The 25,102-nt window shown below is 64.5% G+C and carries 26 protein-coding genes, 2 tRNA genes and 1 pseudogene; 17 read left to right on the top strand and 12 right to left on the bottom strand.

Going from position 1 to position 25,102, the window contains the following annotated elements; translation table 11 throughout:
- Positions 1 to 2: 2 nt before the first annotated feature.
- From QQ977_RS14595 to QQ977_RS14565, 7 genes are all read left to right on the top strand, one after another.
- Positions 3 to 485, top strand: a complete 483-nt coding sequence (locus QQ977_RS14595) for a Mut7-C RNAse domain-containing protein (RefSeq protein ID WP_285926499.1) — start codon at positions 3 to 5, stop codon at positions 483 to 485.
- Positions 486 to 591: 106 nt separating this feature from the next.
- Complete coding sequence (locus QQ977_RS14590; protein ID WP_285926498.1) at positions 592 to 858, top strand: YgaP-like transmembrane domain; 267 nt, start codon at positions 592 to 594, stop codon at positions 856 to 858.
- Between the two features lie 111 nt (positions 859 to 969).
- Complete coding sequence (locus QQ977_RS14585; RefSeq protein WP_285926497.1) at positions 970 to 2,064, top strand: glycosyl transferase family 2; 1,095 nt, start codon at positions 970 to 972, stop codon at positions 2,062 to 2,064.
- A gap of 66 nt (positions 2,065 to 2,130) precedes the next feature.
- Positions 2,131 to 2,487, top strand: coding sequence for an SHOCT domain-containing protein (locus QQ977_RS14580; protein WP_285926496.1), 357 nt, complete (start codon positions 2,131 to 2,133; stop codon positions 2,485 to 2,487).
- A gap of 70 nt (positions 2,488 to 2,557) precedes the next feature.
- Positions 2,558 to 3,085: a DUF7109 family protein gene (locus QQ977_RS14575; RefSeq protein WP_285926495.1), complete on the top strand. Its 528-nt coding sequence runs from the start codon at positions 2,558 to 2,560 to the stop codon at positions 3,083 to 3,085.
- A gap of 4 nt (positions 3,086 to 3,089) precedes the next feature.
- Positions 3,090 to 3,683 (top strand): NUDIX hydrolase, encoded by a 594-nt coding sequence (locus tag QQ977_RS14570; RefSeq protein ID WP_285926494.1) that lies wholly within the window; start codon positions 3,090 to 3,092, stop codon positions 3,681 to 3,683.
- Positions 3,684 to 3,749: 66 nt separating this feature from the next.
- Positions 3,750 to 4,481 carry a protein-L-isoaspartate O-methyltransferase family protein gene (locus QQ977_RS14565; RefSeq protein ID WP_285926493.1) on the top strand — a complete coding sequence of 244 codons (732 nt, stop codon included), beginning with the start codon at positions 3,750 to 3,752 and terminating at the stop codon, positions 4,479 to 4,481.
- Positions 4,482 to 4,528: 47 nt separating this feature from the next.
- Here QQ977_RS14565 and QQ977_RS14560 read toward each other — a convergent pair whose 3' ends face one another.
- Both QQ977_RS14560 and QQ977_RS14555 read right to left on the bottom strand, forming a co-directional pair.
- Entirely contained in the window at positions 4,529 to 5,623 is a 1,095-nt protein-coding gene (locus QQ977_RS14560; RefSeq protein ID WP_285926492.1) for a glycerol dehydrogenase, read from the bottom strand.
- 94 nt (positions 5,624 to 5,717) lie between these two features.
- Positions 5,718 to 6,479 carry a proteasome assembly chaperone family protein gene (locus tag QQ977_RS14555; protein ID WP_285926491.1) on the bottom strand — a complete coding sequence of 254 codons (762 nt, stop codon included), beginning with the start codon at positions 6,477 to 6,479 and terminating at the stop codon, positions 5,718 to 5,720.
- 163 nt (positions 6,480 to 6,642) lie between these two features.
- Here QQ977_RS14555 and QQ977_RS14550 point away from each other — a divergent pair, with 163 nt between their 5' ends.
- Positions 6,643 to 6,936 (top strand): PRC-barrel domain-containing protein, encoded by a 294-nt coding sequence (locus tag QQ977_RS14550; protein ID WP_285926490.1) that lies wholly within the window; start codon positions 6,643 to 6,645, stop codon positions 6,934 to 6,936.
- Positions 6,937 to 6,949: 13 nt separating this feature from the next.
- On the opposite strand, the gene QQ977_RS14545 is transcribed toward QQ977_RS14550, so the two are convergent.
- Positions 6,950 to 8,401: a DHH family phosphoesterase gene (locus QQ977_RS14545; RefSeq protein ID WP_285926489.1), complete on the bottom strand. Its 1,452-nt coding sequence runs from the start codon at positions 8,399 to 8,401 to the stop codon at positions 6,950 to 6,952.
- Between the two features lie 160 nt (positions 8,402 to 8,561).
- On the opposite strand from QQ977_RS14545, the gene QQ977_RS14540 reads away from it, so the two are divergent.
- The 5 genes and pseudogenes from QQ977_RS14540 (at position 8,562) to QQ977_RS14520 (ending at position 14,488) form a co-directional block, all read left to right on the top strand.
- A tRNA-Lys gene (locus tag QQ977_RS14540) sits at positions 8,562 to 8,635 on the top strand.
- A 299-nt stretch (positions 8,636 to 8,934) separates the two neighbouring features.
- Positions 8,935 to 10,272 carry a hydroxymethylglutaryl-CoA synthase gene (gene hmgB, locus QQ977_RS14535; RefSeq protein WP_285926488.1) on the top strand — a complete coding sequence of 446 codons (1,338 nt, stop codon included), beginning with the start codon at positions 8,935 to 8,937 and terminating at the stop codon, positions 10,270 to 10,272.
- A gap of 139 nt (positions 10,273 to 10,411) precedes the next feature.
- Positions 10,412 to 11,749 carry an aminomethyl-transferring glycine dehydrogenase subunit GcvPA gene (gcvPA, locus tag QQ977_RS14530; protein WP_285926487.1) on the top strand — a complete coding sequence of 446 codons (1,338 nt, stop codon included), beginning with the start codon at positions 10,412 to 10,414 and terminating at the stop codon, positions 11,747 to 11,749.
- Positions 11,746 to 13,236 carry an aminomethyl-transferring glycine dehydrogenase subunit GcvPB gene (gene gcvPB, locus QQ977_RS14525; protein WP_285926486.1) on the top strand — a complete coding sequence of 497 codons (1,491 nt, stop codon included), beginning with the start codon at positions 11,746 to 11,748 and terminating at the stop codon, positions 13,234 to 13,236. The genes gcvPA and gcvPB overlap by 4 nt, the downstream gene beginning before the upstream one ends.
- Before the next feature lie 299 nt (positions 13,237 to 13,535).
- A pseudogene (locus QQ977_RS14520) lies at positions 13,536 to 14,488 on the top strand (saccharopine dehydrogenase family protein).
- Positions 14,489 to 14,571: 83 nt separating this feature from the next.
- Here QQ977_RS14520 and QQ977_RS14515 read toward each other — a convergent pair.
- Positions 14,572 to 15,651: an alpha/beta fold hydrolase gene (locus tag QQ977_RS14515; RefSeq protein ID WP_285926485.1), complete on the bottom strand. Its 1,080-nt coding sequence runs from the start codon at positions 15,649 to 15,651 to the stop codon at positions 14,572 to 14,574.
- A 250-nt stretch (positions 15,652 to 15,901) separates the two neighbouring features.
- On the opposite strand from QQ977_RS14515, the gene QQ977_RS14510 reads away from it, so the two are divergent.
- Positions 15,902 to 16,252: a cupin domain-containing protein gene (locus QQ977_RS14510; RefSeq protein ID WP_285926484.1), complete on the top strand. Its 351-nt coding sequence runs from the start codon at positions 15,902 to 15,904 to the stop codon at positions 16,250 to 16,252.
- 132 nt (positions 16,253 to 16,384) lie between these two features.
- On the opposite strand, the gene QQ977_RS14505 is transcribed toward QQ977_RS14510, so the two are convergent.
- Positions 16,385 to 17,566: an MBL fold metallo-hydrolase gene (locus QQ977_RS14505; protein WP_285926483.1), complete on the bottom strand. Its 1,182-nt coding sequence runs from the start codon at positions 17,564 to 17,566 to the stop codon at positions 16,385 to 16,387.
- 189 nt (positions 17,567 to 17,755) lie between these two features.
- Here QQ977_RS14505 and QQ977_RS14500 point away from each other — a divergent pair, with 189 nt between their 5' ends.
- Entirely contained in the window at positions 17,756 to 18,439 is a 684-nt protein-coding gene (locus QQ977_RS14500; protein WP_285926482.1) for a LysE family translocator, read from the top strand.
- Positions 18,440 to 18,542: 103 nt separating this feature from the next.
- On the opposite strand, the gene QQ977_RS14495 is transcribed toward QQ977_RS14500, so the two are convergent.
- A complete protein-coding gene (locus QQ977_RS14495) occupies positions 18,543 to 19,424 on the bottom strand; it encodes a coiled-coil protein (RefSeq protein ID WP_285926481.1) in 882 nt (293 codons plus the stop codon).
- Positions 19,425 to 19,726: 302 nt separating this feature from the next.
- Positions 19,727 to 20,434, bottom strand: coding sequence for a PHP-associated domain-containing protein (locus QQ977_RS14490; protein ID WP_285926480.1), 708 nt, complete (start codon positions 20,432 to 20,434; stop codon positions 19,727 to 19,729).
- A 51-nt stretch (positions 20,435 to 20,485) separates the two neighbouring features.
- Here QQ977_RS14490 and QQ977_RS14485 point away from each other — a divergent pair, with 51 nt between their 5' ends.
- Both QQ977_RS14485 and QQ977_RS14480 read left to right on the top strand, forming a co-directional pair.
- A complete protein-coding gene (locus QQ977_RS14485) occupies positions 20,486 to 21,403 on the top strand; it encodes a diacylglycerol/lipid kinase family protein (protein WP_285926479.1) in 918 nt (305 codons plus the stop codon).
- A gap of 53 nt (positions 21,404 to 21,456) precedes the next feature.
- The gene (locus tag QQ977_RS14480; protein ID WP_285926478.1) at positions 21,457 to 22,017 is read left to right on the top strand and encodes an NUDIX hydrolase; all 561 of its coding nucleotides are present in this window, start codon (positions 21,457 to 21,459) and stop codon (positions 22,015 to 22,017) included.
- Between the two features lie 121 nt (positions 22,018 to 22,138).
- Here QQ977_RS14480 and QQ977_RS14475 read toward each other — a convergent pair.
- The 5 genes from QQ977_RS14475 to QQ977_RS14455 all read right to left on the bottom strand — a co-directional run bounded on the left by QQ977_RS14475 (position 22,139) and on the right by QQ977_RS14455 (position 25,102).
- Positions 22,139 to 22,213: transfer RNA gene (locus QQ977_RS14475), tRNA-Met, on the bottom strand.
- A gap of 60 nt (positions 22,214 to 22,273) precedes the next feature.
- Positions 22,274 to 22,726, bottom strand: a complete 453-nt coding sequence (locus QQ977_RS14470; protein ID WP_285926477.1) for a GtrA family protein — start codon at positions 22,724 to 22,726, stop codon at positions 22,274 to 22,276.
- A gap of 97 nt (positions 22,727 to 22,823) precedes the next feature.
- Positions 22,824 to 23,090, bottom strand: coding sequence for an HAH_0734 family protein (locus QQ977_RS14465; protein ID WP_285926476.1), 267 nt, complete (start codon positions 23,088 to 23,090; stop codon positions 22,824 to 22,826).
- Positions 23,091 to 23,173: 83 nt separating this feature from the next.
- Positions 23,174 to 23,359 (bottom strand): CbaC protein, encoded by a 186-nt coding sequence (locus QQ977_RS14460; RefSeq protein WP_285926475.1) that lies wholly within the window; start codon positions 23,357 to 23,359, stop codon positions 23,174 to 23,176.
- A 12-nt stretch (positions 23,360 to 23,371) separates the two neighbouring features.
- Positions 23,372 to 25,102, bottom strand: coding sequence for a b(o/a)3-type cytochrome-c oxidase subunit 1 (locus tag QQ977_RS14455; protein ID WP_285926474.1), 1,731 nt, complete (start codon positions 25,100 to 25,102; stop codon positions 23,372 to 23,374).

The raw sequence follows: 25,102 nt of genomic DNA, 5'->3' as shown, positions 1-25,102 counted from the left end.
GAATGCGACTGCTGGTCGACCTCATGTGCGGCGGGGTCGTCTCCTACCTCCGGATGTGTGGTCACGACACCGTCTACACCGGCGACCGCGCCCTCGAGGCAGACGACGCGATCCGCGACGTCGCCCGCGAGGAGGGTCGGACGATCGTCACCCGAGACGTCGACCTCGCGACACGGGCCGAACGCTCGATCCTACTCGAGTCCCGCCCGGTCGAGGGCCAGCTCGCGGAACTCGCCGCGGCGGGGATCGACCTCGAACTCGAGTCCGAACCGACCTACTGTGGGGCGTGCAACGGCGACCTCGAGCGCGTCGAGAGCGGCTCGACGCCGGAGTACGCACCCGACCTCGCCGAAACAGCCGTCTGGCGGTGTCGGGACTGCGGCCAGCACTTCTGGAAGGGGAGCCACTGGGACCGGGTCCGGGAAACGCTCGAGCGGGTACACTCGAGCGCCGGTACCGGCGAGACCGACGTTCGGGAATCGTAACTGTCCGGTGTCGTAATCGCGATCTATCTCCCGCCGAGACTGTGACACAGAATATCACACACACGTTATATCGTTGTCGGTCCTATCGGTAGTCGGTGTCAAAACCATGGAGAAAAACGTCGGTGGATACGACCGCGGTCTTCGAATCGTCGTCGGCCTCGTCTTGCTCGTCGTCGGCCTCGCCGCCGTCGGCGGTGCGATCGCACTCGGAACCGCGCTGGCCGCTCTCGCGGTCGTCGTCGGACTGGTACTGCTCGGCACTGCCCTGACCCGGACGTGTCCCATCAGTGCCCGTCTCGGCGTCGACACGTATCACGAAGCTGCGGACACCGAGACCGAAACGGAAGAGCTCGGAGCGGAGCGGCCGAGCTGATCGAAGCGGTGGGGAGCCACAACGCGCTCACAGATTTTCGAGGCGGAGAACAGGTCGTGACGGGTCGTCGAAGTCGTGGCCGTTTTCACCGTTCGCCCGAACCATCGACCGATGGAGTACATCCAGGAGCGAATCGCGACGCTTCATGACTTCGGGACGAGGCCGTCCTCGGTCACGGGACCGGCCGACGACGTCGCCGTCGTCGTCCCGATGACCGACCGCGAGCACGCCAGTCTCGCCGCCGAACGCGTGCTCTCGGAACTCGAGCGGTTCGATCCCGCCGCCGTCTACGTCCCCGTCCGTGCCGCCCCCGATCGCATCGAGCCGTTTCGCGAGTGGCTCGAGTCGTTCGAGCTCTCCCTGCGGGTGCTCTGGTGTAACGCGCCGGCCGTCGGGGACCTGCTCGTCGAGGCCGGACTCGCGAACGGGTTCGGCAAGGGGCGAGACGTCTGGCTCGCACTCGGGCCGGCGGCTACTGCCTGTGATCGGGTCGTCGTCCACGACGCGGACGCGAGAAGCTACGAGGCCGACCACGTCGCCCGGCTCGTCGCCCCCCTCGAGCAAGGGTTTACGTTCGCGAAGGGCTACTACGCCCGCGTCGAGAACGACCGGCTCTACGGCCGGCTCTGTCGGCTGTTCTACGAACCGCTCGTGCGGGCACTCACAGACGCTCACGACGAGCCGATCGTCGACTACCTCGAGTCGTTCCGGTACGCACTCGCCGGGGAGTTCGCCGCCACGGCCGACCTCGTCCGACGGCTTCGCCCGCCGCGGGCCTGGGGACTCGAGATCGCCACGCTCGGGGACGCCTACGCTCACGCCGGGTTCGAGGGGACGGCCCAGGTCGATCTCGGCCGTCACGAACACGACCACCGGTCGGTCGCCGGCGACACCGGCCTCGAGGGGATGAGCCGCGAGGTCGCCGCCGCGCTCTTTCGCGTACTCGAGGAGGGCGGACTCGAGCCCGACTACGAGACGTTGCCCGGGCGCTACCGCGAGACGGGCCGGCGACTGATCGAGCGCTACCGGGCCGACGCGGCGTTCAACGGCCTCGAATACGACCCAGCGGCCGAACGGGACCAACTCGCCCGCTACGCCGAGGCGATCGAACCGCCGGGTCCCGACCGACGACTCCCGCCGTGGACGGACGCGCCGTTTGCACCCGAGGTGGTCGTGGCGGCGGCGCGGCCGGCTCCGGACGAGTAGCCTACGGTCCGGTGTGAGCACCACGGGGCCTGCACAGTTATCCCCGTCGTGGCCGTACGTTACCGTATGGGGAGGGAGTACAGCCTCACGGAGATCTTCGCGATCAAGTTCGTGCTCGCGGACGTCGTGATCATCATGGCGTTGCTCTTTGCTGGACCGCTGTATGCCGTCGCCATCACCGCCTTGCTCCTGGCCAGCGTCTTTCTCGCGTGGTATCTCACCCAGCGCGTCGGAACGCGTTCGGACAGGGACGACGCCCCGGACGCATCCGATCCCGTGACGAGACTTCAGAACCGATACGCCGCCGGCGAGCTCTCGGAGTCGGAGTTCGAGGCCAAGCTCGAGCGGTTGATCGACGCCAACGAACGGGCCGAACGGGCAGGAGTAGAGACCGAAGAGCTCTCGCTCGAGCGGTCGAACTGATCGGCCGCTGTCGAAAGCGCGCCTGATTGTCACCGCAATGCTAATCTTTCCCGCCGCCGATGTGGCGTGCATGGACGCGACCGCCGACGAACTCGCCGGCCTGGTCGACCTCTTTGGCGGGTTGACGCGAACGGAACTCGAGCGTGCCTGCTCCGAGGTCGCCTACCGCACCGACGGCAGCTCGGTCGAGACGCCGACGCTCGAGGCGGCGATCGAGTCGGCACGTTCGTCGTTTGCCCTGGTCCGATACGAGCGGGCGGTCCCACCGGCGGCCGGCGACGAGGGGACGGCCCCGGACGACAACGGGGACGGCGTCTCGACCGAGCCGCTTTTGGTCGCGGGTCCGACGGCGTTTCCGTCACCACCCGATCACGCCGAGGACCTGCCACACATCTTAGACGTCGAGCCCCGAACGATCGATCGGGAACGCCTCGGAGAGCGAACCCGCGATCGCTTCGCACGCGCCGCCGACGAGGCGCTCGAATCCGGCTCGAACGACCGTATCCGGCACCTGCTCGACGTGAGCTACGACCTCGAGGCGTGGGCCCCGATCGACTGTACGAGCGAACGAGCCCGTCTCGACGACGCACTCGAGTGAACCGATGGTACGGATGAACGTAGAGCCGGTCGCGGCGTACGATCCCACCGAGATAGACGACCAACCCTACGACGCAGCCGTCCTCGCGCCGGTTCTCGACCGGGACGGCGAACACTACCTGTTGTTTACGAAACGTGCCGACCACCTCGGGGAACATCCCGGCCAGATGAGTTTTCCGGGCGGCGGTACCGAACCCGACGACGACACGCTGCTCGAGACCGCTCTCAGGGAGGCAAACGAGGAGATCGGCCTCGAAGCCCACGAGGTCGAGGTCGTCGGTCAGCTCGACGACATCCGGACCGTGACCGAGTACGCCGTCACGCCCTTCGTCGCGCGCGTCCCCGATCGGGAGTACGTCCCCGACGAGAGCGAGGTCGCCGAGGTCGCCGTTCTCCCGCTGTCGGGACTGCTCGACCGGAGGAACTACGAGTCCGAACGGCGAGATCACCCCTACTACGGCGACATCGTCATCCACTACTTTCACGTCGACGGCTACACCGTCTGGGGCGCGACGGGTCGCATCCTCGTGCAGTTGCTCGAGCTGACGACCGACTTCGAGGCTCCCGAACGGCTCGACCGGGACCGATCCCGGGTTTGATATCCGTACGAGCCACGTCTCGGCGAATCGCGCGTCATTCATTAGCCTCGGCGCAGTACCGGTCGTATGGACCGTGCGGCACTGCGAGAGGACATGGTCGACAGCCTCGAGCACGAGTCGAAAGCCGTACTCGAGGACGACGCCGTCGGCGTCGCCATGCGCGAGACGCCTCGCCACGAGTTCCTCGCGGACGACCGGCAGGCATACGCAGACCGCGAGCACGAACGTCTCGGCACCCGCGTGCTCTCACCGAGCGTCGTTGCCCGCCTCTTGCAGGCGCTTACGCCCCGTCCGGGCGACGCCGTTCTCGTCGTCGGGGCCGGCGTCGGCTACACCGCCGCGGTGCTCGCCGAACTGGTCGGCGAGACGAACGTCCACGCGGTCGACATCGCGCGACCGATCGTCTACGAGGCCCGAGAGAACCTCGCTCGAGCGGGTTACGAGGGCGTCCTCGTCGACTGCCGGGACGGCGCACGCGGACTCCCGGAGTACGCACCGTTCGATCGGATCCTGCTCGAAGCTGCCGCCGTCGAGCCGCCACGCACACTCCGTGAGCAACTGGCTCCGGGCGGCCGACTCGTCTTCCCGTGCGGGAGCCGCCGCCAGCGACTTCTCGCCATCGAGGACGACGGCTCCCGCGAGGAACACGGCGTCGTCGCGTTCGACCCACTGCTGGTCGAGGGCGAACAGTCCGGTGCGATCGAACGCGATCGCACGGCTCGCGAGGACCTCGAGTTCGCCAGACGACGCGCCGAGTCACGTCGAGGCTGGGAGCAAGACTGGATCGAGTGGGACTAGCCGCTGACGACAGCCTCGAAGCCGTTCGACACTCGACTCTCCGCTGATCAGTCGCGCACCCGGCGACCGATCGCGTCCACGCTCACGAGCGCGTCGCGAACGTCGTCCGGGGTCACCTCCCGTGGTAGGTTGTGGATCGTTTCTTCCTCGGCACACGCCGCTTCGGCGACGGCCTCGAGGTCTTCCCGCGAGGGCTCCGCAAGACCGATCTCGGCGAGTGTAACCGGAAGCCCGACTGCAGCCGTGAACGAGGCGACGTCCTCGATAACGGCGTCGTCTCGCCCCTCGAGGACGAGCTGGGCCAGCGTGCCGACGGCGACTTTCTCCCCGTGGAGGGCGTCGTGGGTCGCTTCGAGCTGCGTCAGTCCGTTGTGAACGGCGTGGGCTGCTGCGAGACCACCGCTTTCGAAGCCGAGACCCGACAGAAGCGTGTTCGTTTCGACGACGGCCTCGACGCTCTCGGTGACGGCGTCTTCCTCGACGGCCTCGACGGCCGAGACGCCGTGTTCGCGAAGCGTCGTGTACGCGAGGTTCGCGATCTCCTGTGCAGCCCGAGTCGAGCGCGTACCGAAGATCGTCGCCGCACCGGCCCGGTGGGCGGCGTTCGCCTCGAACCAGGTCGCCAGTGCGTCGCCGATTCCCGCACGGAACAGCCGGGTCGGTGCCTCGGCGACGATCTCGGTGTCGATCATCACGAGGTCGGGGTGGTCGTCGTAGACGTGGAACTCGACGAACTCCCCGTCTTCGGTGTAGATGACCGCGACCGAACTCGTCGGGGCGTCGGTCGAGGCGATCGTCGGCAGCGACACTAATGCGCCGCCGGTTCGTTCGCGAACCGCCCGCGCCGTGTCGATCGCCTTCCCGCCGCCGGCACCGACGATCACGTCCGCGTCGGAGTCGGCGTAGACGTCGGCGACGCGGCTGATTTCCGCCTCTGAGGCCTCGCCGCGAAACTCCTCGAGCGTCACTTCAAGCCCCGCGTCCTCGAGACTCGACCGGACGCGGTCACCGACGAGATCGAGAACCAGATCGTCCCCGAGTAACAGTACCGATTCGCCGAGTGGCTCGGCGTGGTCGCCGAGTTCGTCGAGCGCTCCCCGTCCCTGTACGTACGCGGTCGGCGATTTGAACAGTCGTGTCATCGGAATCTGCCGACGGACCGAGCCGTCGAGCACGATGGATACACCGGCGGTCGAAATAGAGCTTGGCGGTCGGAGCCGACGACCCCGTCCCGTATTACTGGAACATTCCCGTCGGAGACTGTTGTTGCTGGGCGCCCTGTTCTTCGGCCATCTGCTGGTACTGCTGTGCCACCTGTTGCATGCGTTGCTGGATCTCTTCGGCCTGTTCTTCGAGCTGTGTCGTGTCGATATCGAACTCGACGAGCGGCTCGAGGGCGTTCTCGATCACGGACTTGGCCGCCCGCGGATCGGGAAGGAACGGGTGCGATCGGACGATCAGCAACGCGGCCGGAACGTCGGCCTGATAGCACTTTCGGACGAGCGCGCCGGTGATCCCGCCGACCAGTCCCGGATCGTCCGGCACCGAGACGCCAGCCTCGACGAGATCGTCCTTGATCGGCTCGGTCGTCGCGACGCCGGTGACCTCGCCGATCTCCGCTTCGGTCTCGGCTGGCGCGCCCGCGAGGAAGATGGCGCGACCGAAGTCCTCTGCGAGATCCTCGAGGACACACTCCGTGAGCGGTTCGAACGCCGTCGGCGGGAGCGCGAGGTCGCTCTCGAGGGTCATCACGTCCGGGTCCGATCCGGCGTAGACGCGAACGAGATCTTGAACGAGGCCGTCCTCGAACGTCACTACCGGCGGGAAATCCTCGGAAGCGATGTTCCCGCAGTGATCGAGCTCGAGCTGGTCCGTGATCTGATCGACGGCGATCGACGCGACCAGACCGTGTCCCGGCAGCCCCTCGACGAGCGTCGGTTTCGCCGATTCGATCTCACAGACCTGTTCGAACGATGCCGCGGTTGACTGATCGCTCATGTGTGACCAGGATACGCTCTACCGAAATAGTAGTTCGTGCTGACGCTCCGTGTCCCGGCACTGGCTCCCGGTTTTCGATCGGCGTTTCGGTCCGACCGAACCGTCGGATGCCGGGACCGTCCGCTGACCAAGAGTTAATAGTGAGTCGCACATGTATCCGGACATGGACGACACACCCCAGGAGATTACGTCGCTCGTCGGTCGAGAAGTCTACTCGAACAACGGGGTCTTCGTCGGCGAGATCGAAGACCTGCGACTCGACTTAGACGGCGAAGCGGTCACCGGACTCGCACTCGGCGAGTTGAACCCCGAACTGTTCGGATCGAACGTCGACCAGGCACGTGGCATCATCGTTCCGTACCGGTGGGTTCGTGCTGCCGGCGACATTATTCTGATCAACGACGTGGTCGAACGCGTTCGCGATCCGGACGAAGAGGAAACCGAGATCGTCGCGTGACGGTTCCGGCGCGTTAGCTCCCGTTCGATCCTTCGCTTTCGACACCCATCGCGTCGAACAGCGTCCGCTTTACCGCTTCCTCGGTGAGCTCGAGCAACGTATCGCGCGTGTCCTCGGAGATTTCGATCCCGGTGAAGATGCCGAGTGGAATCTCCGCGCTCGCCTGGGTGGAGTGGCCGGCGGTTTCGCCGATCTCGGCGTAGGCGTCCGCTAAGACGTTTCCGATGTTCATCCGGATGTCCTTCGAGCGTGCCGCGAGGAAGATCGTCTCGTCGGCGATGCCGAAGACGGCCGTCGTCGTTACGCCCTCCAGGTTGAGTAGGTGATTCGCCGCCTGGGTCAACGCCTCCCGATCCCGGACGAAGCCGGCGTTCGAGACGAGATGGCTCCCCTGGACGTCCCGGTTGGCAATCGCTTCTGCGAGGACGTCGAGCGTCTCGGGCGACATCGATGGCGACTCGACCTGCTCTAAGGTGTCGTGGTTCGCGAACGGGTAGAGATAGGCCGCGGCGGTGAGGTCGGCGGGGGTCGTATCGCGTTTGAAATCGAGCGTCTCCGCGCGGATACCGTACAGAAGCGCCGTCGCAACCTCCTCGGAGACGTTGAGATCGAACTCCTGAATGTACTTCGTCATGATCGTCGACGTCGAGGACATGTTCGGGCGAATGTCGACGAACTCCGGCTCGTACTCCTCGCTTGCCTCGTTGTGGTCGACGATGATGTCGATCTCTAAGTCCATCTCCGCCGAGGTGGTGTGGTCGACGAGTGCGACCGTATCGTACCGGGAGCGATCCTCGGCCTCGATGTCGTCCCACCGATGGAGGTCGATCCCAAGCAGGTTGACGAACGCCCGATTCTCTTGGTGGCCGACGTCGCCTAAATAGACGATGTCCGACTCGATCTCGAGGTGGCCCGCGATCGCCTGCAACGCTGCCGCACTCGCGATCGAGTCCGGATCGGGGTTGTCCTGGGTGACGATCGCCAGCTCGTTCGCGGTGTTCTCGATGATCTCGGCGAGCTTGCCGGCGTTGTACTCGAGTTCGCCGGACTCGAGGGCACGCAGGGCGGATTCGGCGATCACCGTCGAGGGGTTGATGACGATGTCGGCGCCAGCTTTCTCGAGTTCGTCGCCGGAGACGGGGTCGCTCGCGCGCGCCACGACGAACTGGTCGTTGTCGTCTTCTCGGATGTGTTCGATGGCTCGTTTGTTGGCCTCGACGTCGGAGGCGAGAATGAGCACGACGCTGCGATCGGCGACGAGTTCGGCGGCTTTCTCCTCGCCGATATCAGCAGTACGGGCGTCGAGATCCTGATCGCGGAGCGATTCGACGCGACTCTCGTCGCGGTCGACGATCAGCACGTCCTTTCCCTGCTCGACGAGTTCCTCCGCGACGGCGTAGCCGACGCTGCCACACCCGAGAATGGCGTAGTCGGAGATCGACGAGATCGTAACCCCCGTACTCATAGACGGCCTCTTGGATCCTGCCTACTTAACGCTCCCGAAGATTGTTACGTTTTTGCGTGGTTTCCCGGAAGACCACGACACTCGAGGTGTTTGTGTCGGCAGGACAGACTGCTGTCCAAGGGAAACCTATATCAACGCCCATCGGAAACGTCCTGATACAGGGCCGGTAGCTCAGTCCGGCAGAGCGTCTGACTCTTAATCAGACGGTCGCGTGTTCAAATCGCGCCCGGCCCGCTTTTGCTCCGAGCGATTACGCGAGGAGTAAAGCGGCCAGCGCGATTTGAATCGCAGGGAGGTCGCGCGCAGCGAAGCGAGCACGTCCGACTGTGTGTTCAAATCGCGCCCGGCCCGCGTTCAGACCGGATTGCTCGTGGATTGCTATCCCTCGAGTAACAGTTCCAACCGAGAGTCTATTCTCATTGCTCGATGGCCCATCCTGCGTCTTGGTCGTCGGCCGACTCCGCACCGAGTATCGACAGACGTCGAATTCATGAACGACAATAACTTATACCCTCGGTTGCACGTACGACCATATGACAGCTGTCGGCATCGACGCCGTCGAAGTCTGGACCGGAAACCTCAAACTCGACCTCCCGGAGACGTTCGCCCCGCAGATGGACGAAGATCCCGAGAAGTATACGAAGGGACTGGGGCTACAGGCGAGTTCGTTCCCCGACAGTTACGAGGACATCGTCACGATGGGGGCAAACGCCGCCCACCGGCTGATGGATCGCAAGGGGCTCGAGCCCGACGATGTCGGCCGGATCGACGTCGCGACCGAGAGCGCCTTCGACAACTCGAAGCCGGTTTCGACGTACGTCGCAGGCTGTCTCGAGGAGGTCTTCGACGGCGACTTCCATCACGCGAACAAGGGCGAACGGAAGTTCGCGTGTATCGCTGGCACCCAGAGTTTGGACGACGCCTGTAACTGGATCCGCGCGGGCCGGAACCGCGGCCGCGGCGCGCTCGTGATCGCGACCGACACGGCGCTGTACGCCCGCGGCGACGCCGGCGAGGCGACTCAAGGTGCGGGTGCCGTCGCGATGTATATCGACGAGGACCCCGACCTCGTGGAGCTGTCGGTCGAACAGGGCTACGGCTCGGCCGACGAGACCGACTTCCTCAAACCCAACCAGCAGTTCCCAAGCGTCGACGGGAAGCGATCGGTGCAGGTCTACCTCGCACGGATGCGCGAAGCCCTCGAGGACTACGAGAGCGTCGCCGGCGACGTCCACCCCGACGACGTCGCCTACGCCCCGTTCCACACCCCATTCCCCGGCATGGTACGCAAGGCGGCGATGCTCGCGTACCGTCACATCACCCGGGATACGGCGATCGAGGACGAACTCGCCGCGGAGATCGGTCGCCAGCCCCGGCCGGAAGGGTTCGACGACGACGAGGCCTACCACGACGCACTGCGGGAGTACATGGACGCGTTGAAAGACACGGACCAGTACCGCGAGTGGTACGCCGAGACGATCGATCCGACGCTGTCGATCGCCCGGGAGGTCGGCAACTGGTACACGGGTTCGGTCCACGTCGCCCGGCTTAGCGCCCTGAAACACGCCCTCGAGAACGACGAGGAGCTCGCGGGCCAGCAGCTGCTCGTCGGCTCGTACGGCTCGGGCGCACAGGCTGAACTCCACGCCGAGACCGTCCAGGAGGGCTGGGCCGAGGAGATCGAGGCGCTGAACGTCGACGAACAGCTCGAGTCCCGATACGATATCACCTTCGAGGAGTACGAGGAGATCCACGACGTCCACAACCACGAGATGGACGTCGACATCGAGGCCTGTACGACACCCGACGGCGAGTTCGTCTTCGACGGCTGGGGTCGAATGGGCGAACGCGAGTATCGCTACGTCGAGTGACCGAGACGTACGCGGTCCCGAACCCAAAGGCGTGCGTTCATTACCGTCTGTTTCTAACGACTACGTAGTGTTTCGGATGCCCGCGTGATACGCTCGAGACGACACGTGGACACCAAAACGGTATGACGAACCCATGCCCATGCACGGATCAGACACGACGGGGAGCCCATACGCTCCTCACACGGATGCGGAGACGACGGCGATGCTCGAGGCGATCGGGGTCGACTCGGTCGAGGACCTCTTCGACATCCCGGCGGCAGTACAGTTCGACGACGAGTTCGGGATCGACGCACGGACCGAGCGGGAGACGCGCGAGCTGGTCGCGGACGTCCTCTCGGAAAACGACGAGCTGACCGAGCTGCTCGGTCGTGGACACTACGGCTACTACGTTCCCTCGGTCGTCGACCACCTCGCCGACCGCTCGGAGTTTCTGACCTCCTACACGCAGTACCAGCCCGAGACCTCCCAGGGCTTTCTCCAGGCGTTGTTCGAGTATCAGTCGCTGCTGGTGGAACTGACCGGCCTCGGGGTCGCGAACTGCTCGATGTACGACGCGGCGACGGCACTGGGCGAGGCGGCGACGCTCGCCGATCGAGTCCGGGACGTTGACGGCGACCGCGTACTCGTGCCCGACTCGCTGCGAGAGAGACAGCGAAGCACGCTCGCGAACTACGTCGCCGGGACCGACCTCGCGGTCGCTACGTACCCGACCGACGACGCGACGGCGGACGTCGATCGGCTCGCCGAGACGGTCGACGACGACGTCGTGATGGTCTACGCGGAGAACCCGACCGTTCGCGGTGCGATCGAGAAACGGCTCGACGAGATCGGCGACGTCGCCGACGAGGTGAACGCACTGTTCGTGCTGGGCTCCGATCCCGTCGCACTCGCCGTGCTCGAGGAGCCGGCTGCGGTCGGTGCCGACGTCGTCGTCGGCGACGCGAGCGTTCTCGGCTTGCCGACGAGCTACGGGATGGGGCTCGGGCTGTTCGCGACCCGCGAGGCGTACCTCCGGCAGGTGCCGGGGCGACTCGTCGGCGCGAGCGAGGACGCCGACGGCCGGCGGGCCTACACCCTCACCCTGCAGACCCGCGAACAGCACATCCGTCGCGAGCGAGCGACGAGCAACATCTGTACGAACCAGGCCTGGGTCGCCCTGCGGACGGCGATGCACGCGGCCGTCCTCGGTCCCTCGGGACTCGTCGAGCTGGCGAACCGTGGCGTCCAACGAGCCGAGACCCTCACAGACCGGATCGACGCGATCGACGGCGTTACGGCACCGATCCACGACAGACACCATCTCCGAGAGTTCGTCGCCCGCGTCGACCGGTCGGCACGGGCGGTTGCCGACGACCTCGAGGACCGCGGCTACGCGATCCACGTCGTCGATGATCACGAGATCCAGGTCTGCGTCGCGGGCGCGGGCGACGACGAACTCGACGGGTTCGTCGCGGCGCTGTCGGAGGTGATGGGATGACGGGCGAGAACGACCCGAGCGGCGGAGACGACGCCCGAGCAGGCGTTCGCTACGATCAGGCCCGGTGGAGGACCGACGGGAGCTACGAGCCGTTGCTGATCGAGAAAAATCGGACGCGCGTCGACGTCGGCGAGGAGTCGCCACTGCCCGACGAACTCACGCGCGATTCGCTCGAGCTACCGGAGCTCTCAGAGCCCGAACTCGCCCGCCACTACACCCGGCTCTCTCAGATGACCTACGGGATCGACAGCGGTCCGTACCCGCTCGGATCGTGTACCATGAAGTACAACCCGCCGTTTACCGAGGACGTCGCGACGCTGCCGTCGGCACTCGTCCATCCCGACCGCTCGGAGGGATCGGTCCAAGGGACCCTCGAGCTCATGTACCGGCTACAGGACTACCTCGGTCGTATCGGCGGGATGGACGCGGTGACGCTCCAGCCGCCCGCCGGCGCAGCCGGCGAGTTCGTCGGGATCCGCATCGCCACGGCCTATCACGAACACAACGGCGAGAGCCACCGCGACGAGGTCATCGTTCCCGAGAGTGCTCACGGAACGAACTTCGCAACCGCCGCGCTTGCCGGCTACGACGTCGTCACGCTGCCAAGCGACGACGACGGTCGCGTCGACCTCGAGGCACTCGAGGCGGCTCTCTCTGCGAATACGGCGGCACTGATGCTCACGAACCCCAACACCCTGGGGCTGTTCGAGCGCGACATCGAAGAGATCGCCGAGATGGTCCACGACGTCGGCGGCTTGCTCTACTACGACGGGGCGAACTTAAACGCCCTGCTCGGGCGCGCTCGGCCGGGTGATATGGGATTCGACGTGATGCACTACAACGTCCACAAGACGTTCGCGACGCCACACGGCGGCGGCGGGCCCGGCGCCGGTCCGGTGGGCGTGGTCGAGGAGCTCGCACCATTCTTGCCGACCCCTCGCGTCAGGAAAGCCGACGAGGAACGCGACCTCGAGTACGAGCTGTTCGAGCCCGACCACACCATCGGCACGGTCCACGGCTTCCAGGGCAACTGGCTCGTGCTCGTGAAAGCCTTCGCTTATATCGCTCGGCTGGGCGACAAAGGGCTTGCCGACGCCAGCGCGAAAGCCGTGCTCAACGCGAACTACCTCGCCAGCCGGATTGCCTACGACGTCCCGTACGGCCCGTTCCACCACGAGTTCGTCGCGAGCGCGGGCGATCAGGACGCCGCCGACGTCGCGAAACGGATGCTCGATTACGGCGTCCACCCGCCGACGACGAAGTGGCCCGAGATCGTCCCGGAGGCGTTGATGACCGAGCCCACCGAGGTCGAGAGCAAGGAGACGCTCGACCAGCTCGCGGCGGCGTTCGACGCCGTAATCGGCGAGGACGACGAGACCCTCGAGGCTGCGCCCGGACGTACCGCCGCCGGTCGGATCGATCAGACGACCGCCGCCCGGAATCCACGCCTCTCCTGGCAGGCGCTCGCGGACGAGGGGCAGGAGTAATACTGCCGGACGTACGTCGTGAAAACCCTCGCCGCCCGGGGTGGCGAGAGCCGTCACACAGTTACGTCCGATAGTATGATACTGTCGGTCATGGACCTGTGAACTGGTGTCCGGGTGATCCGGCCGTTGAACGTGTGTCTGGCCGTGCTGTCACCAGCCGTGTTCACGTCGGTATGACCGACAGTATGAGTAGGCCATCGTCCCGATCGTGCGTCGCTGACGACCACGCTGGGTGTTAGCGTCTCGGCTCCACGGGCGGCGACTGCCGGCCGGCCGTTTAATCTCGCGGGGGTCGAAAACTGGGTGTGACATCGGTCCTTCTGTATGGCTCGTACGGCTTCGTCGGGAGCCTGGTCGCTCGAGAGGCGCTCGATCGCGGTGTGGACGTCGTTCTTGCGGGTCGAGACCGCGAGGCGCTCGAGGCCCACTCCGACGACCTCGGCTGTCGGGCCCGGGGGTTCGATCTGACGGCGCCTGCGACCGTCGCCGAGGCGCTCGCTGACGTCGAGTGTGTCCTGAACTGTGCCGGCCCGTTCTCGAACACCGCCGAGCCCCTCGTCGAGGGTTGTCTCCGGAGCGAAACCGACTACGTCGACATCACGGGTGAGATTCCGGTCATCGAACGGATCGAAAGCCGAGGGGAGACGGCAGCCAACGCCGGCGTGACGCTGCTTCCGGCGTCCGGGTTCTCCGCGGTCCCGATGGACTGTCTGGCCGCACACCTCCACGAACACTGTCCCGATGCGACCGCGCTTTCGCTGGGGCTCGACTCGTTCCGGCCACCACGATGCCGATGGGCGACGTCACGGTCGCCCACCACACGACCGACGTTCCGAACGTGGCGGTGTACGCGGTCATTCCCCAGCCCGCCCGACTGGCTCTCCAATCTCACCGGTATCTCGCCCCGCTGCTGGCGACGAGGTCGTCACAGTGGCTGTTGAAACGACTCGCCGATTTCGTCGGTCTCGTTCGGGAAGGCCCCTCGAAGCGAGCGCGCGAACGCGGCTCCGCGTACCTCTGGGGCGAGGCACGAACCGAAGACGAGCGGGTCGTCTCGCGCTTGCAGACGCCGGATCCCTACGCCGTGACCGTAGACGCCGCCGTCACCGCGACCGAACGCGTCCTCGCCGGCGACGCCGACACCGGGTTCCAGACCCCCGCCGGGGCGTTCGGTCCCGAGTTCGTCTTCGACCTCGAGGGCGTGGAGGGCTTTCTCGACGAACCGACGTCGACGCTCACGGCTCCCAGCTGATACGGTCTGTGTAACGACGTCCCGGCGACACCACGATTCGTCTGTGGTTTCGCCGGCAATGACATACAGCGGTCCGTATGGAGTCACTCGCGAGCGACGAGCCAGTCACGGACGCTCGGCCACCCGCCGTCGGCGTCGTGGACGTCGGGGGCGGTCGAGAGGCCGACGTGACCCGTCGGAAACTCGCGCACTTCGGTATCTTCGCTTCCGATCACGTCGAGAAACGGGACGCTCGCCTCAGGCGGGACGAACGCGTCGTCCCGACCGACGACGAGCAGTACCGGCATCGAGACGTCCTCGAGTGCGACCGTTCGGCCGTTCACGCACAACTCCTCGCGTACCAGCCGGTTCTCGACCAGTAGCCGTCGAACGAACTCCCGGAAGAACGCGGCCGGAATCGCTGGCCCGTCGACTGTCCACGCCAGTTTCCGGGCGACGTCCTCGACGTACTCGTCGTCGTCGAACCGGTCCCACAGGCGAAGGGGGTTCGTGATCGCGTACTCGACGGGCTTTCGGAGCACGAACCCGGCCTCGAGAAACGACGCGGGGACGACGTCGAACGTCTCGGCGACCTGCTCGAGGTCGAGTCGCCTCGCGATCGATCGAAGCTGACCGACGGAGCCGCCGGCGTCGAAATCGAGCGGTGCCCCCTGGAGCGTGAGCGTTCGGACGGTGTCGGAATAGAGTCCAGCGTACGCGGCGGCAAGCGGTGCCCCGGTCGAGTATCCGAGCAGGTGGACCGCCTCGGCGTCTGCGTCCCGGCGGGCGAACGCGACACAGCGGGCGAGCGTTCGGCCGACGACGTCGTCGAGTCCTCGCGATCGATCGAGCGGCGAGGCGTCCGTCCACTCGAGGACGTACACCGGAAAGCCACGCTCGAGGAATCCCCTGATGACGCTTCGCTCGGGGCGAAAGTCGAGGATCGACGGATCGTTGATAAACGGGTAGACGATCATGATTGGGGCCCGTCTCTCGGTGGCGTCGACCGCGGCCGGCTCGTACCGCCGGAGGTCGACGAGCGGCTCCTCGTGGACGACGGTGTACGGAGTCTGTCCTGGCTCGGCGCGTGCAAGCTGGCGGGTTCGCAGCGGAAGCTGTGCGAGCTTCGTCGGGGCCCTGGCCGCACGATCCGAGACCTGTCGAACGGGCTCGAACGGGTCCATGAGACGCGTCTATCCAACCCCGGCGGCGGACGACCTTGAGCGGCGTACCTGCACACGCACCAACCGCGAAAGCGACGCCACTGCGGGTATATCGAGTTCGAGCGCTCACGGCGAGAGCCAGCTACAGCCGGTAGCGTGTCATAGAATGGCTCGGATACTCTCTCTGTGACTATCCAACGAACGGTACGTACAGGTTCACGAGATTACCGCATAGAAGCGTTAAGCTGATCCGGACCTGAAGTGACAGTGCATGACTCGTGTTTCAATCACCGACACACTCGACGATCTTGAACCGGGCGAACTCCAACACAAGGAAGTCCTCGAGGCTGGGCCGATCACCGTTGACGTTGGCAAGTATCCCGCCGACAGTGCTGCCCCGAAGAACCCCCACAACGAAGAGGAACTGTACTACGTACTTTCGGGGTCGGGTAAAATTCGGGTCGGCGATGACACCCACGATATCGAAGCGGGCGATCTTGTCTACGTCGAACCCTCTCTTGAACACGACTTCTTTAAGATTACCGAGGATATCACGGTCATGATCATATTGGGGCCGGCGATTAACCCCACCTCGTACGGCATTCGTGAGAAAGATGAGTAACTATTAGGATATTTATCTGTCAGAAATCAGTTTGCAGACCCACTTGGCGGTCAAGTCCCGAAAGAACGAGTAGAATCAACACCGTGGGAAAACGTCTCTGATACCCTCGCCGACAGCAGCGACAGGCGTCGGTCAGTCAGTGGCGAGGACGCTCTCTTCGGTCGCCGCACAGCGGTTCGGACCGAGCTCGAGTTCGTCGGCCTCGTCTTCGCTCTCGAGGTCGCGTTTCCCCTCGTTGGTCGCGATGACCGTCTCGTAGTTCGGCGGCTTCTCGGGGATGTTCTCGAACGCCGTCTCGACGTACTCCGCTTTGTCCATTCGCACCATCTCGTTGTGCCGTCGGATGTAGCCGATCGTCGTCGACATCGGCGTGCCGGGCGTGACACCGACGTAGCGGCCGTCGTTGGTGACGTTGAAGTGACCCGGCAGGACGGTCACCGTATCGGGCAGTTCCATCAGCGACTGGAGGCTCTCGTACAGTATCTCCGAGGCGTCTTCCGCGTCCGCGCCTTCGAACTGAAGTTCGGTCCGGCCGACCGACTCGACGAACAGCGTATCGCCGGTCATGACCGTCTCGTCTTCGACGAGCCAGCAGGTCGAGCCGGTCGTGTGTCCGGGCGTGTGGATTCCCTTGAGGGTGACCTCGCCGACCTCGATGGTTCCGGTCGGCTCGACCGGATCGTACTCGAACTCGGGATCCCGGGTCTCGATCTCGCTTCCCAGGTAGTAGGGGACCTCGAGCTCGTCGCGCAGTTCGCGCCCGCCGACCATCAAGTGATCGGCGTGGATGTGCGTCTCGAAGATCGCCGTAATTCTGAAGCCGTGATCGCGAGCCGCCTCGAGAAACTCCCGGTTGTGACGCGTGACGTCGATCGCGGCGGCCTCGCCGGTTCGGGAACAGCCCACGACGTACCCTAGACAGCCCTTGCCGCGACGCTGGAGCTGCAGGATCTCGAGGTCGTTGCTACGGGTTGCGATCGGGACGACGTCGTAGACCTGTCCCCAGCCGTCCATACCCTCTTCGACCACGGTGACGTCTTCGAGTCCCTCCTCGTCTTCGAGATACTCGGCGAACGCCTGCGACGCCTTCCCGACTGCACAGATCGTGACGACCTCCTCGGCCGCCTCGACTTCCTCGCGATGTCGCTCGAGGTCGCCGATCAGTTCGTCGTCGGCTGCGGAGTATTCGACGCTTTTCGCGCCGTCGATGTGCCAGTTCTCGTAATCCGCTTCGGGACGGTTGTCGAACAGGACGAACTCCTCGCCGGCGTCGATCTTGTCTCGAAGGTCGGTAGCAGTGATCTTCTCTACCATGGTGGTTACTGACACTGGCCATCGATATAAAGCGACAGCCGAATTCCCGTATTCGAGGCCTGTTATAGGCAGTATCACGTGAATTATCGAGTGCTGTGATAATTACTCACAGTCGTCATTAGAGACTGCCGCGAAACGACACACAGCGGGAGCGATGTCGTTTTGTACGCTCACCACCCACGACAGCCCGTGAGTTCGCCACTCGCTACCGCCATCGTCGGCGTCGTCTTCGGCGTGGCACTCGCCGCTCCGCCGGGACCGATGAACGCCATCATCGCCGAAGAAAGCGTCCTCCGCGGCTGGCGCTCCGGTTTCCGGACGGGCGTCGGCGCGATGCTCGCCGACGGGCTCTTTTTTGTACTCACGTTCGCGGGCGTTGCCGCCGTTCTCGAGCACTACGGGACGATCCAGGACGTCCTCTTTCTCGTCGGCGGACTCCTCATGCTCGTCTTCGCCGTCGACGCCCTCGAGAACGCAACCGCCGCGACCGGCTTCGTCGAGGGCGACGTCTCGGCGGGTGTAACGGGCTTTCAGAAGGCGTTTCTCCTCTCGCTTTCGAACCCCTACCAGATCGCCTTCTGGCTGACCGTCGGCGTCGGTCTCGTCCGACCCGGGTCGCTCGAGCTATCCGCACACGTCGCCCAGCCGCTTTCGGCGCTGCTCGATGGAATCGTCGTCGAGACGGGCAGCTCGGTGCTGCTCGTCGGCTTCTTCGGCGGCATCTTTCTCTGGATCGTCGCCTACCCGGCCGCACTCGTCGTAATGGGACGACGGATCGACGCGTTTGCACCGCTGGTCGCCTTCGGAAGCGGGGTCGTACTCGCCGGGTTCGGCGCGTTCTTCTCCTGGATCGGCGTCGCTGCGTTGCTGTAGCGAGTTCACTCGAGAGTGACAGAACCAGCTCGTATCACAGCGGATCGGGTCGAATCGAATCTGGTCGTCCCGTCTCCTGTCGTATCGGGTCAGATATCCACAATCAGAGCAGGCCGGTCTTCTGAAGCTTCATCAGATCCTCGGTATCCAGCGTCTCGCCCTCTTTGAACTTCTGATAGATCTCCTCGGCCTCTTCTTTGGCCTCTTCTTTCTTCTTATCGCGTTCGGATTTGCGCTCTTCTTCCTCTTTCTTGTCCAGCTCGCGCAGGCGCTTCTGGACGCGGACGAAGTCCTCGTGGTGGCGGTCAGCTGCCTCCTGGGCCTCGACGAACTTCTCGTGCATCTCGTCGGCCTCGTCGCGGATGTCGTCGGCCTCGCGGTAGGCCTCGATCATCTCGTTGTGATGTTCCTGGGCCTTGTCCGCGAGCTCCGTCACTTTCTGGTGGTGTTTCGAGGCTTCCGAGCGGACTTCCTCTGCCTCCTCGCGGAGCTCTTCGAGTTCGTCGCTGCCTTTGAGTTTCTGCTTTCGGTTCTCGTACTCCTCGCGTTTGGCCTCGATCTTCTCGATGAGCTCTTTTTCCTCTTCGCTCGAGAGAACCTCGGTCTGTTGTTTGAACTCGAGGTCTTCGATCTCCTCCTCGAGTTCTTCTAAGTCCTTGCCCTCGTCGAGCTCCATGTCGGATTTGAGCTCGTCGACGCGGTCGAACAGCTCGTTGGCCTCGGCGTTGAGTTCGTTACGTTTCGATTTGTGCTCTTGGACCTGCTCGTTGAGCTCGTCGCGTTTCTCGCGGTGTTCCTGGGCTTCGTCGACTTTCTCGCGGGTCTTCGCGTTGAGCTCGTCGCGTTTGGAGGCCCGTTCCGAGGCCATCTGGTTCAGCTCGTTTCGCCGGTCCCGGAGCTGACCGGCCATCTTGATGAGCTGTCCTTTCGATTTGTTCTCGAGGTCGTCTTCTGTGAGTTCGATGTTCTGTGATTCGTCTACCATGTGTTAGTCAAACCTCTGTGCCATACCCGCACCGGCGATAGCGTCCGCTCGTGACCTGCGAAACCTCGTGAATAAGATTCCCTGTCATCGATCATCGAGCGATACGCGCCACGCCGGTGGCGTTCTGGTACCGGCAACTACTGTTCCAGACAATTTAAATGTATCGGTCGACAGAGCACTGAAAACCGTTGGCAGGGGGCCTGATGCGGGTGTGTACCGTCCACACGCCCTCGCCCCAGTTTATAAACGGTCAACGAGAGACCCGGTTTCTCTCCGATCGCAGATCGATCGGTGCGCGGACGTCAGTCGCGCTCTCCTGGCGGCGATCCGACGCCCGGTGTCGGCCGTGCGAGGACGTCGTCGGGATGCTTTCGGCGATGAAGCTCCCGGTAGGCGCGTCTAAGCACGCCGTCGAGATGGCTCTTTGCGACGCGGGGCTCGACGCGGCCGTCTTGAATCGCGTCGGCGACCGACGTCGGCGTGAGACGGTCGGCGTCGATCACCGTGTATGCGCGGCCGGCCTCGAACGGAGCGTGTGCGTCGCTTCCACCGACCAGCGGTACGTCGTGTGCGTCGGCGACGCGCTCGACCAGCGGCCGCGTCCGGGGATGTTTGCCGTTTACTTCGATCGCGTCGAACGGAACGTCCTCGAGGTCGGCCACCGTGCTGTTGCGAAACGGATGTGCGACGATCGCGGCACAATCGCGCTCGTGAGCCAGCTCGACCGTCTCGGTGGGCGTGTACTCGAGCGGTACCGTCTCCGTCGGGGGATCCGGGCCGACGACGAGCACGTGACCGTGGGTCGTCGAGACCTCGATCCCGGGGATCGTGACGACCGACGAACTGGAAAACGGCGTGTAGTAATCGTGGTTGGTCGTCGCGACGCCGTCGAGACCGCGACGGGAGACGGCCCACGCGAGCAGCCGGAAGCCGAGGGGGTCGAACCGATCGCCCAGGCTATGACAGCCATGGAAGAAGCGCGTGTGCGCGTGCAGATCGACGGCGAACATGTCGGCGTACACGGGGCCAGGGAATTTGCCTCTTGCTCTCGAAGGCGACGTATGGCCGATCGCGTCCTGGTGCTCAATCCGGTGAGCGGGAACGAAAACCACACGGAGTGGATCTCCTCGCGTGCCCGCGAACACGGATTCGACGTCCGAACGACCGACTGCGCCGGCGACGCGAGACGGCTAGCTCGAGAGGGAGCGGCGGCGAGTGCTGACCTCGTGGCCGCAGCCGGCGGCGACGGGACGGTAAACGAAGTCGTCAACGGGCTCTACGCGGGCGACGCGCTGGCGGAGACGACAGTCGCCGTCGTTCCCGCCGGAACGGGAAACAACTTCGCCGCGAACGTCGGCGTCGAGAGCGTCGACGCGGCGTTCGAGGTTATCGAAAACGGCGAGCGACGCCGGATCGATCTCGGAATCGCAACCGACCGCGCGTTCGTCAACTCCTGTGTCGGGGGCATCACCGCCGAGGCCAGCACCGCGACGACGCCGACTGGAAAACGCACGTTCGGCGTCCTCGCGTACGCCTTACAGACGCTCGAGACCGTCACTTCGTTCGACCCGCTCCCGCTCGCGGTCACGCTCGAGACGACCGCGGGCTCCGACGATCGATGGACCGGCGAGGCGATGTTCGTTCTCGTCGGAAACTGTCGGCGCTTTACGAGCGCGCGCCGGGCGCAGGCGAACGTCGAGGACGGCCTGTTCGAGGTCACCATCGTCGAGGAGGCACCGCCGACGAACCTCGTCGGCGACGCGGCGCTCGCGTGGCTGTTCGACGATCCCGACTCCAGCCACGTCATCAGGCGGCGGGTTCCGGGGCTCACCGTCGAGACGCGCCACGACGACCCCGTCGAGTACACTCTCGACGGCGAACCGCTGGAAGCCGGTCGCCTCGAGCTCGAAACGAGCGCTAACATCCTCGAGGTCGCCGTCGGCGACGGCTACCGACCGAACCCGGACGCCGGTCGGTGATCGAGTGACACGGAGTCGACACTGGTTTGTGGCTCCCCTTCGATCGTCGTGGTATGTCACTGCAGGACGATCTGCCACACGAGAACGCCGGTGAGGACGTCGTCGCAGTCGACGAAGACGACACCGAACTCGAGGTCGTCGATCGCCTCGAGGCCCACACCGGCGACGGCGTTCGCCACCGGGCGTTTACGGCGCTGGTGTTCGATCACGAGGACAACGTCTTGCTCGCACAGCGCGCCCCGGAAAAACGTCTCTGGGGGACCTACTGGGACGGCACCGTCGCCTCCCATCCCGCTCCGGACCAGCCCCAGAAAGAAGCGACCAGACAGCGTCTCCGTGAGGAACTCGGGATCACCCCCGACCAGTACGGCGATCTTCGCGTGACGGACAAGTTCGAGTACAAACGCTACTTCGAGACCGACGGCGTCGAACACGAGGTCTGTACCGTCTTACAGCTCACGCTGTCGGATCGCTCGCTCGAGCCCAACGAGGAGGAGGTCGCGGGGCTGCTGTGGGCACCGTACGAACGGCTCCACACTCGCCCCGAATGGTACCGACAGCTCAGGCTCTGTCCGTGGTTCGAGATCGCGATGCGTCGGGACGTCGAAAAGTAGCGGGAGGTAGATTTGAACTACGGTCGCAGGCAAGCTGCTCTCTAACTCAAATCTACTCGTCGGACTTTCGACGCTCACGACGCTCGTCACTCCGTTCCTCGCTGTTGTTCGCGTCGAAAAGTAGCGGGAGGTAGATTTGAACTACCGATCTGCGGGTTATGAGCCCGCCGGAATCTCCTGGCTATCCCATCCCGCTACTCACTCGTAACCCGCTTTCACAGTTAAGGGTTGTGATTCGGTTGCCCTATGGTGGTTTCTATCTCCCGTCGCGGTGGACCTTCCACGTGTAGAGGCTCTCACAGGTGTAGTTGACGACGAATCCGACGCCGATCCCGATCACGTTCGCGGCCAGATACCAGACGTCGAACCAGTAGACGAGGATCGTAAGAACGGTCAGTGTGACGATAAACCCGGCGAACCTGACAGCGTTCGAGCGCAGAAACCGCCGTCCGAGCGCCCGGGCCCCCGGGTCGCCGTAGGTTGCGAACGTCCAGCGTTCGTTGATTACGAAGATGACCACGATTCCGAGTTCCCAGGCGAGCACTTTTCCCCCGACGGGGCCGAGAATCGTAACCTCGACTAGCAGGAACAACGCGAAGGTGTCGACGGTCGCACCGACGACGCCCACGGAGGCGAACTGGCCGAGTCGCGTACTCGAGAGCAAGGCTTTGAGGCGAACCCGTACCGCCTCGGTGAACGAGTTAGCCATCGAAGACGGCCGTGTCCGACCGAGACGCTGGGCTCACGACGCTTGCGATCCGGGCCATCGGTTCGGGGTGAACGCTCCCGAGAGTAAAGGCCGTCGGTCAGATCGCGAGATCGCTGCGCTCTCTGCGGACGGTGACCTCGTCGGCGTCGACGTGGTCTACGTCGAGGAAGTGCGGAACGAAGTTTCGTTTCTCGTAGTCCTCGAACTCTGACTCGTCGCCGACGGTACACCAGAGCTGGACCTGGCTGGGGCCGTGCCACTCGCCGTTGCGGTTGATGCCGAAACAGACGACCTCCTCGTCGTCGTACTCGATGATAGCACCCTTCCGGATGCCGGGGTCCCCGTAGACGATCAGCTGTTTCATGGGTGCCGGTTCGCACGATGGGAAATTAAGGTCTTCGGAGGCACGCCCGTCTCGAACGAGTGCCGCAGCAGCTCGGACCGTCGTTATCTCGACGCCGACGTCGGGAACAACGCCCAGAGCAGGAGGACGACGATCGCCGCGACGCCGAGTCCCGCTATCGCGGCGTAGGAGACGCGAATCCCGAAGAACGCGAGCACCGTTCGGAGCTCGACGACGACGACGATGACGAGCGCGATCAGGATGAGGAGTTTCGCTCGAGAGGTACGCATCGACTGATCACGTTACGTGAGGACGGACTCGAGTGCAGCAAGCAGGCCGGTCGGTTCGAGCGCGGTGGGAATGGGATCGAACGGATCGATTCCGGGACCGAACAGGCCGCCGCCGTCGACGATGCTCGCGAGCGGCACCGTGTACGCGATGACGATGAGGACGATGGCGATAGCGGTCCACAGCTTCAGGTTGTCGAGCACGAGCGGACCGTCCTCGGGACCGGACAGCGCCGGGGGAATCGTCCCGTCGTCGAGCGGCTCGGAGTCGTGGTTGAGCGCCGTCGCAATCACGATACCGAGAAACAGGACCGTCGAGACGAACAGCAACGCCGCACCGAGTGCGAGCTGGAACTCGAGTTCGGCGACGGAGCCGACGGCGATCTCGTACTCGAAGCCGGTGTAGCGGGGTTCGGCCGTTCGGCGCGGGATGCCGATCAGGCCGCCACGGTACATCGAGTTCGTCATGAACACGATGCCGAGGAACCAGAGGACGACCTGAACGAGGCCGAGGTCTCTGCCGACGAGGCGGTTCCCGGTCACCTGCGGGATGAGCCAGTAGGAACCGGCCATGAACGTCAGCGCGACGGCGGTGCCGACCTGGGTGTGGATGTGACCCGGGACCCACAGCGTGTTGTGGACGAGGTAGTTGATGTTCATCCCGGCGTTGACGATGCCGGTGAAGCCGCCGAAGGCGAATACGAGTCCTGCGAGTGCCATCCCCGTAAAGGCGGGATCGCGCCAGGGAAGGGCGGTCAGCCAGTCGAAGTAGCCCTCGCCGCCGCGCTGGCGCGCGCCGTGTTCCATGCTCGCGACGACGGTAAACGCCGTTAACAAGCTGGGAAGCAAGAGAAACATCGTGTTCGTCATCACGATGAACTTGAAGCCTTCCGCGATACCGGGATCCAAGTACTGGTGGTGGATCCCGACCGGCGTCGACAGGAGGATAAAGAGGATGAACACGACGCGCGCGAGCGGGTCGCTGAACAGCCGGCCGCCCGAGAGCTTCGGCAGGAGAGTGTACCACAGCAGGTACGCTGGTAGCAGCCAGAAGTAGACGACCGGATGGCCGAAGTACCAAAACAGCGTCCGGGTCAGTAACGGGTTGACCGAGTCGACGATTCCCAGCGACCAGGGCAACAGGAACGCGACGATTGCCACTGCGACGCCGATCGATGCGATGTACCACATGATCATCGTCGTCAGGACCATGAACGTCGGCAGCGGGATTCGTTCGCCGGGATTGTCGGAACGCCAGGCGAGCCACGACCGGAACCAGTCCACGCCGGCGAGCCAGGTCCCGATCACGAAGACCACGAGTCCGAGATAGAAGAGTGGGTGAGCCGCAAGCGGTGCGTAGAACGTAAAGAGGACGTCGGCGTCGATGTCGGTCGCGTCGGTAAAGCCCGCGAGGATCGCAACGCCGGCCATGATCGTCCCGATCGTCATCAGCCCGTGCCACGTCCACGTGAATCGCATGTCGACCGGTCCGCGTCCCAGACTATCGGTGACCGCCCACTGGTAGACGCCGACCAGGAAGAAGATCGTGAACGTGATGACCAGGAAGACGCCGTGGCCAGTCAACACGGTGTAGTACGTACTCGAGTCGATCACTCGAAGGATGTCGGTTCGGTGTAGCGCCTGGAGGATGCCGAAGAACGCGCCGAGTGCGAGCGCGACGAACGAACTCCAGAACGACATCCGAACGATGCGTGCCTGATCCGGATACGCGTCGGCAAACGTCAT

The sequence above is a fragment of the Natrialbaceae archaeon AArc-T1-2 genome (assembly GCF_030273315.1).
Lineage (GTDB): Archaea > Halobacteriota > Halobacteria > Halobacteriales > Natrialbaceae > Tc-Br11-E2g1.
Note: the sequence above shows the minus strand (reverse complement) of the source record. Positions and strands in the feature narration are given on the sequence as shown.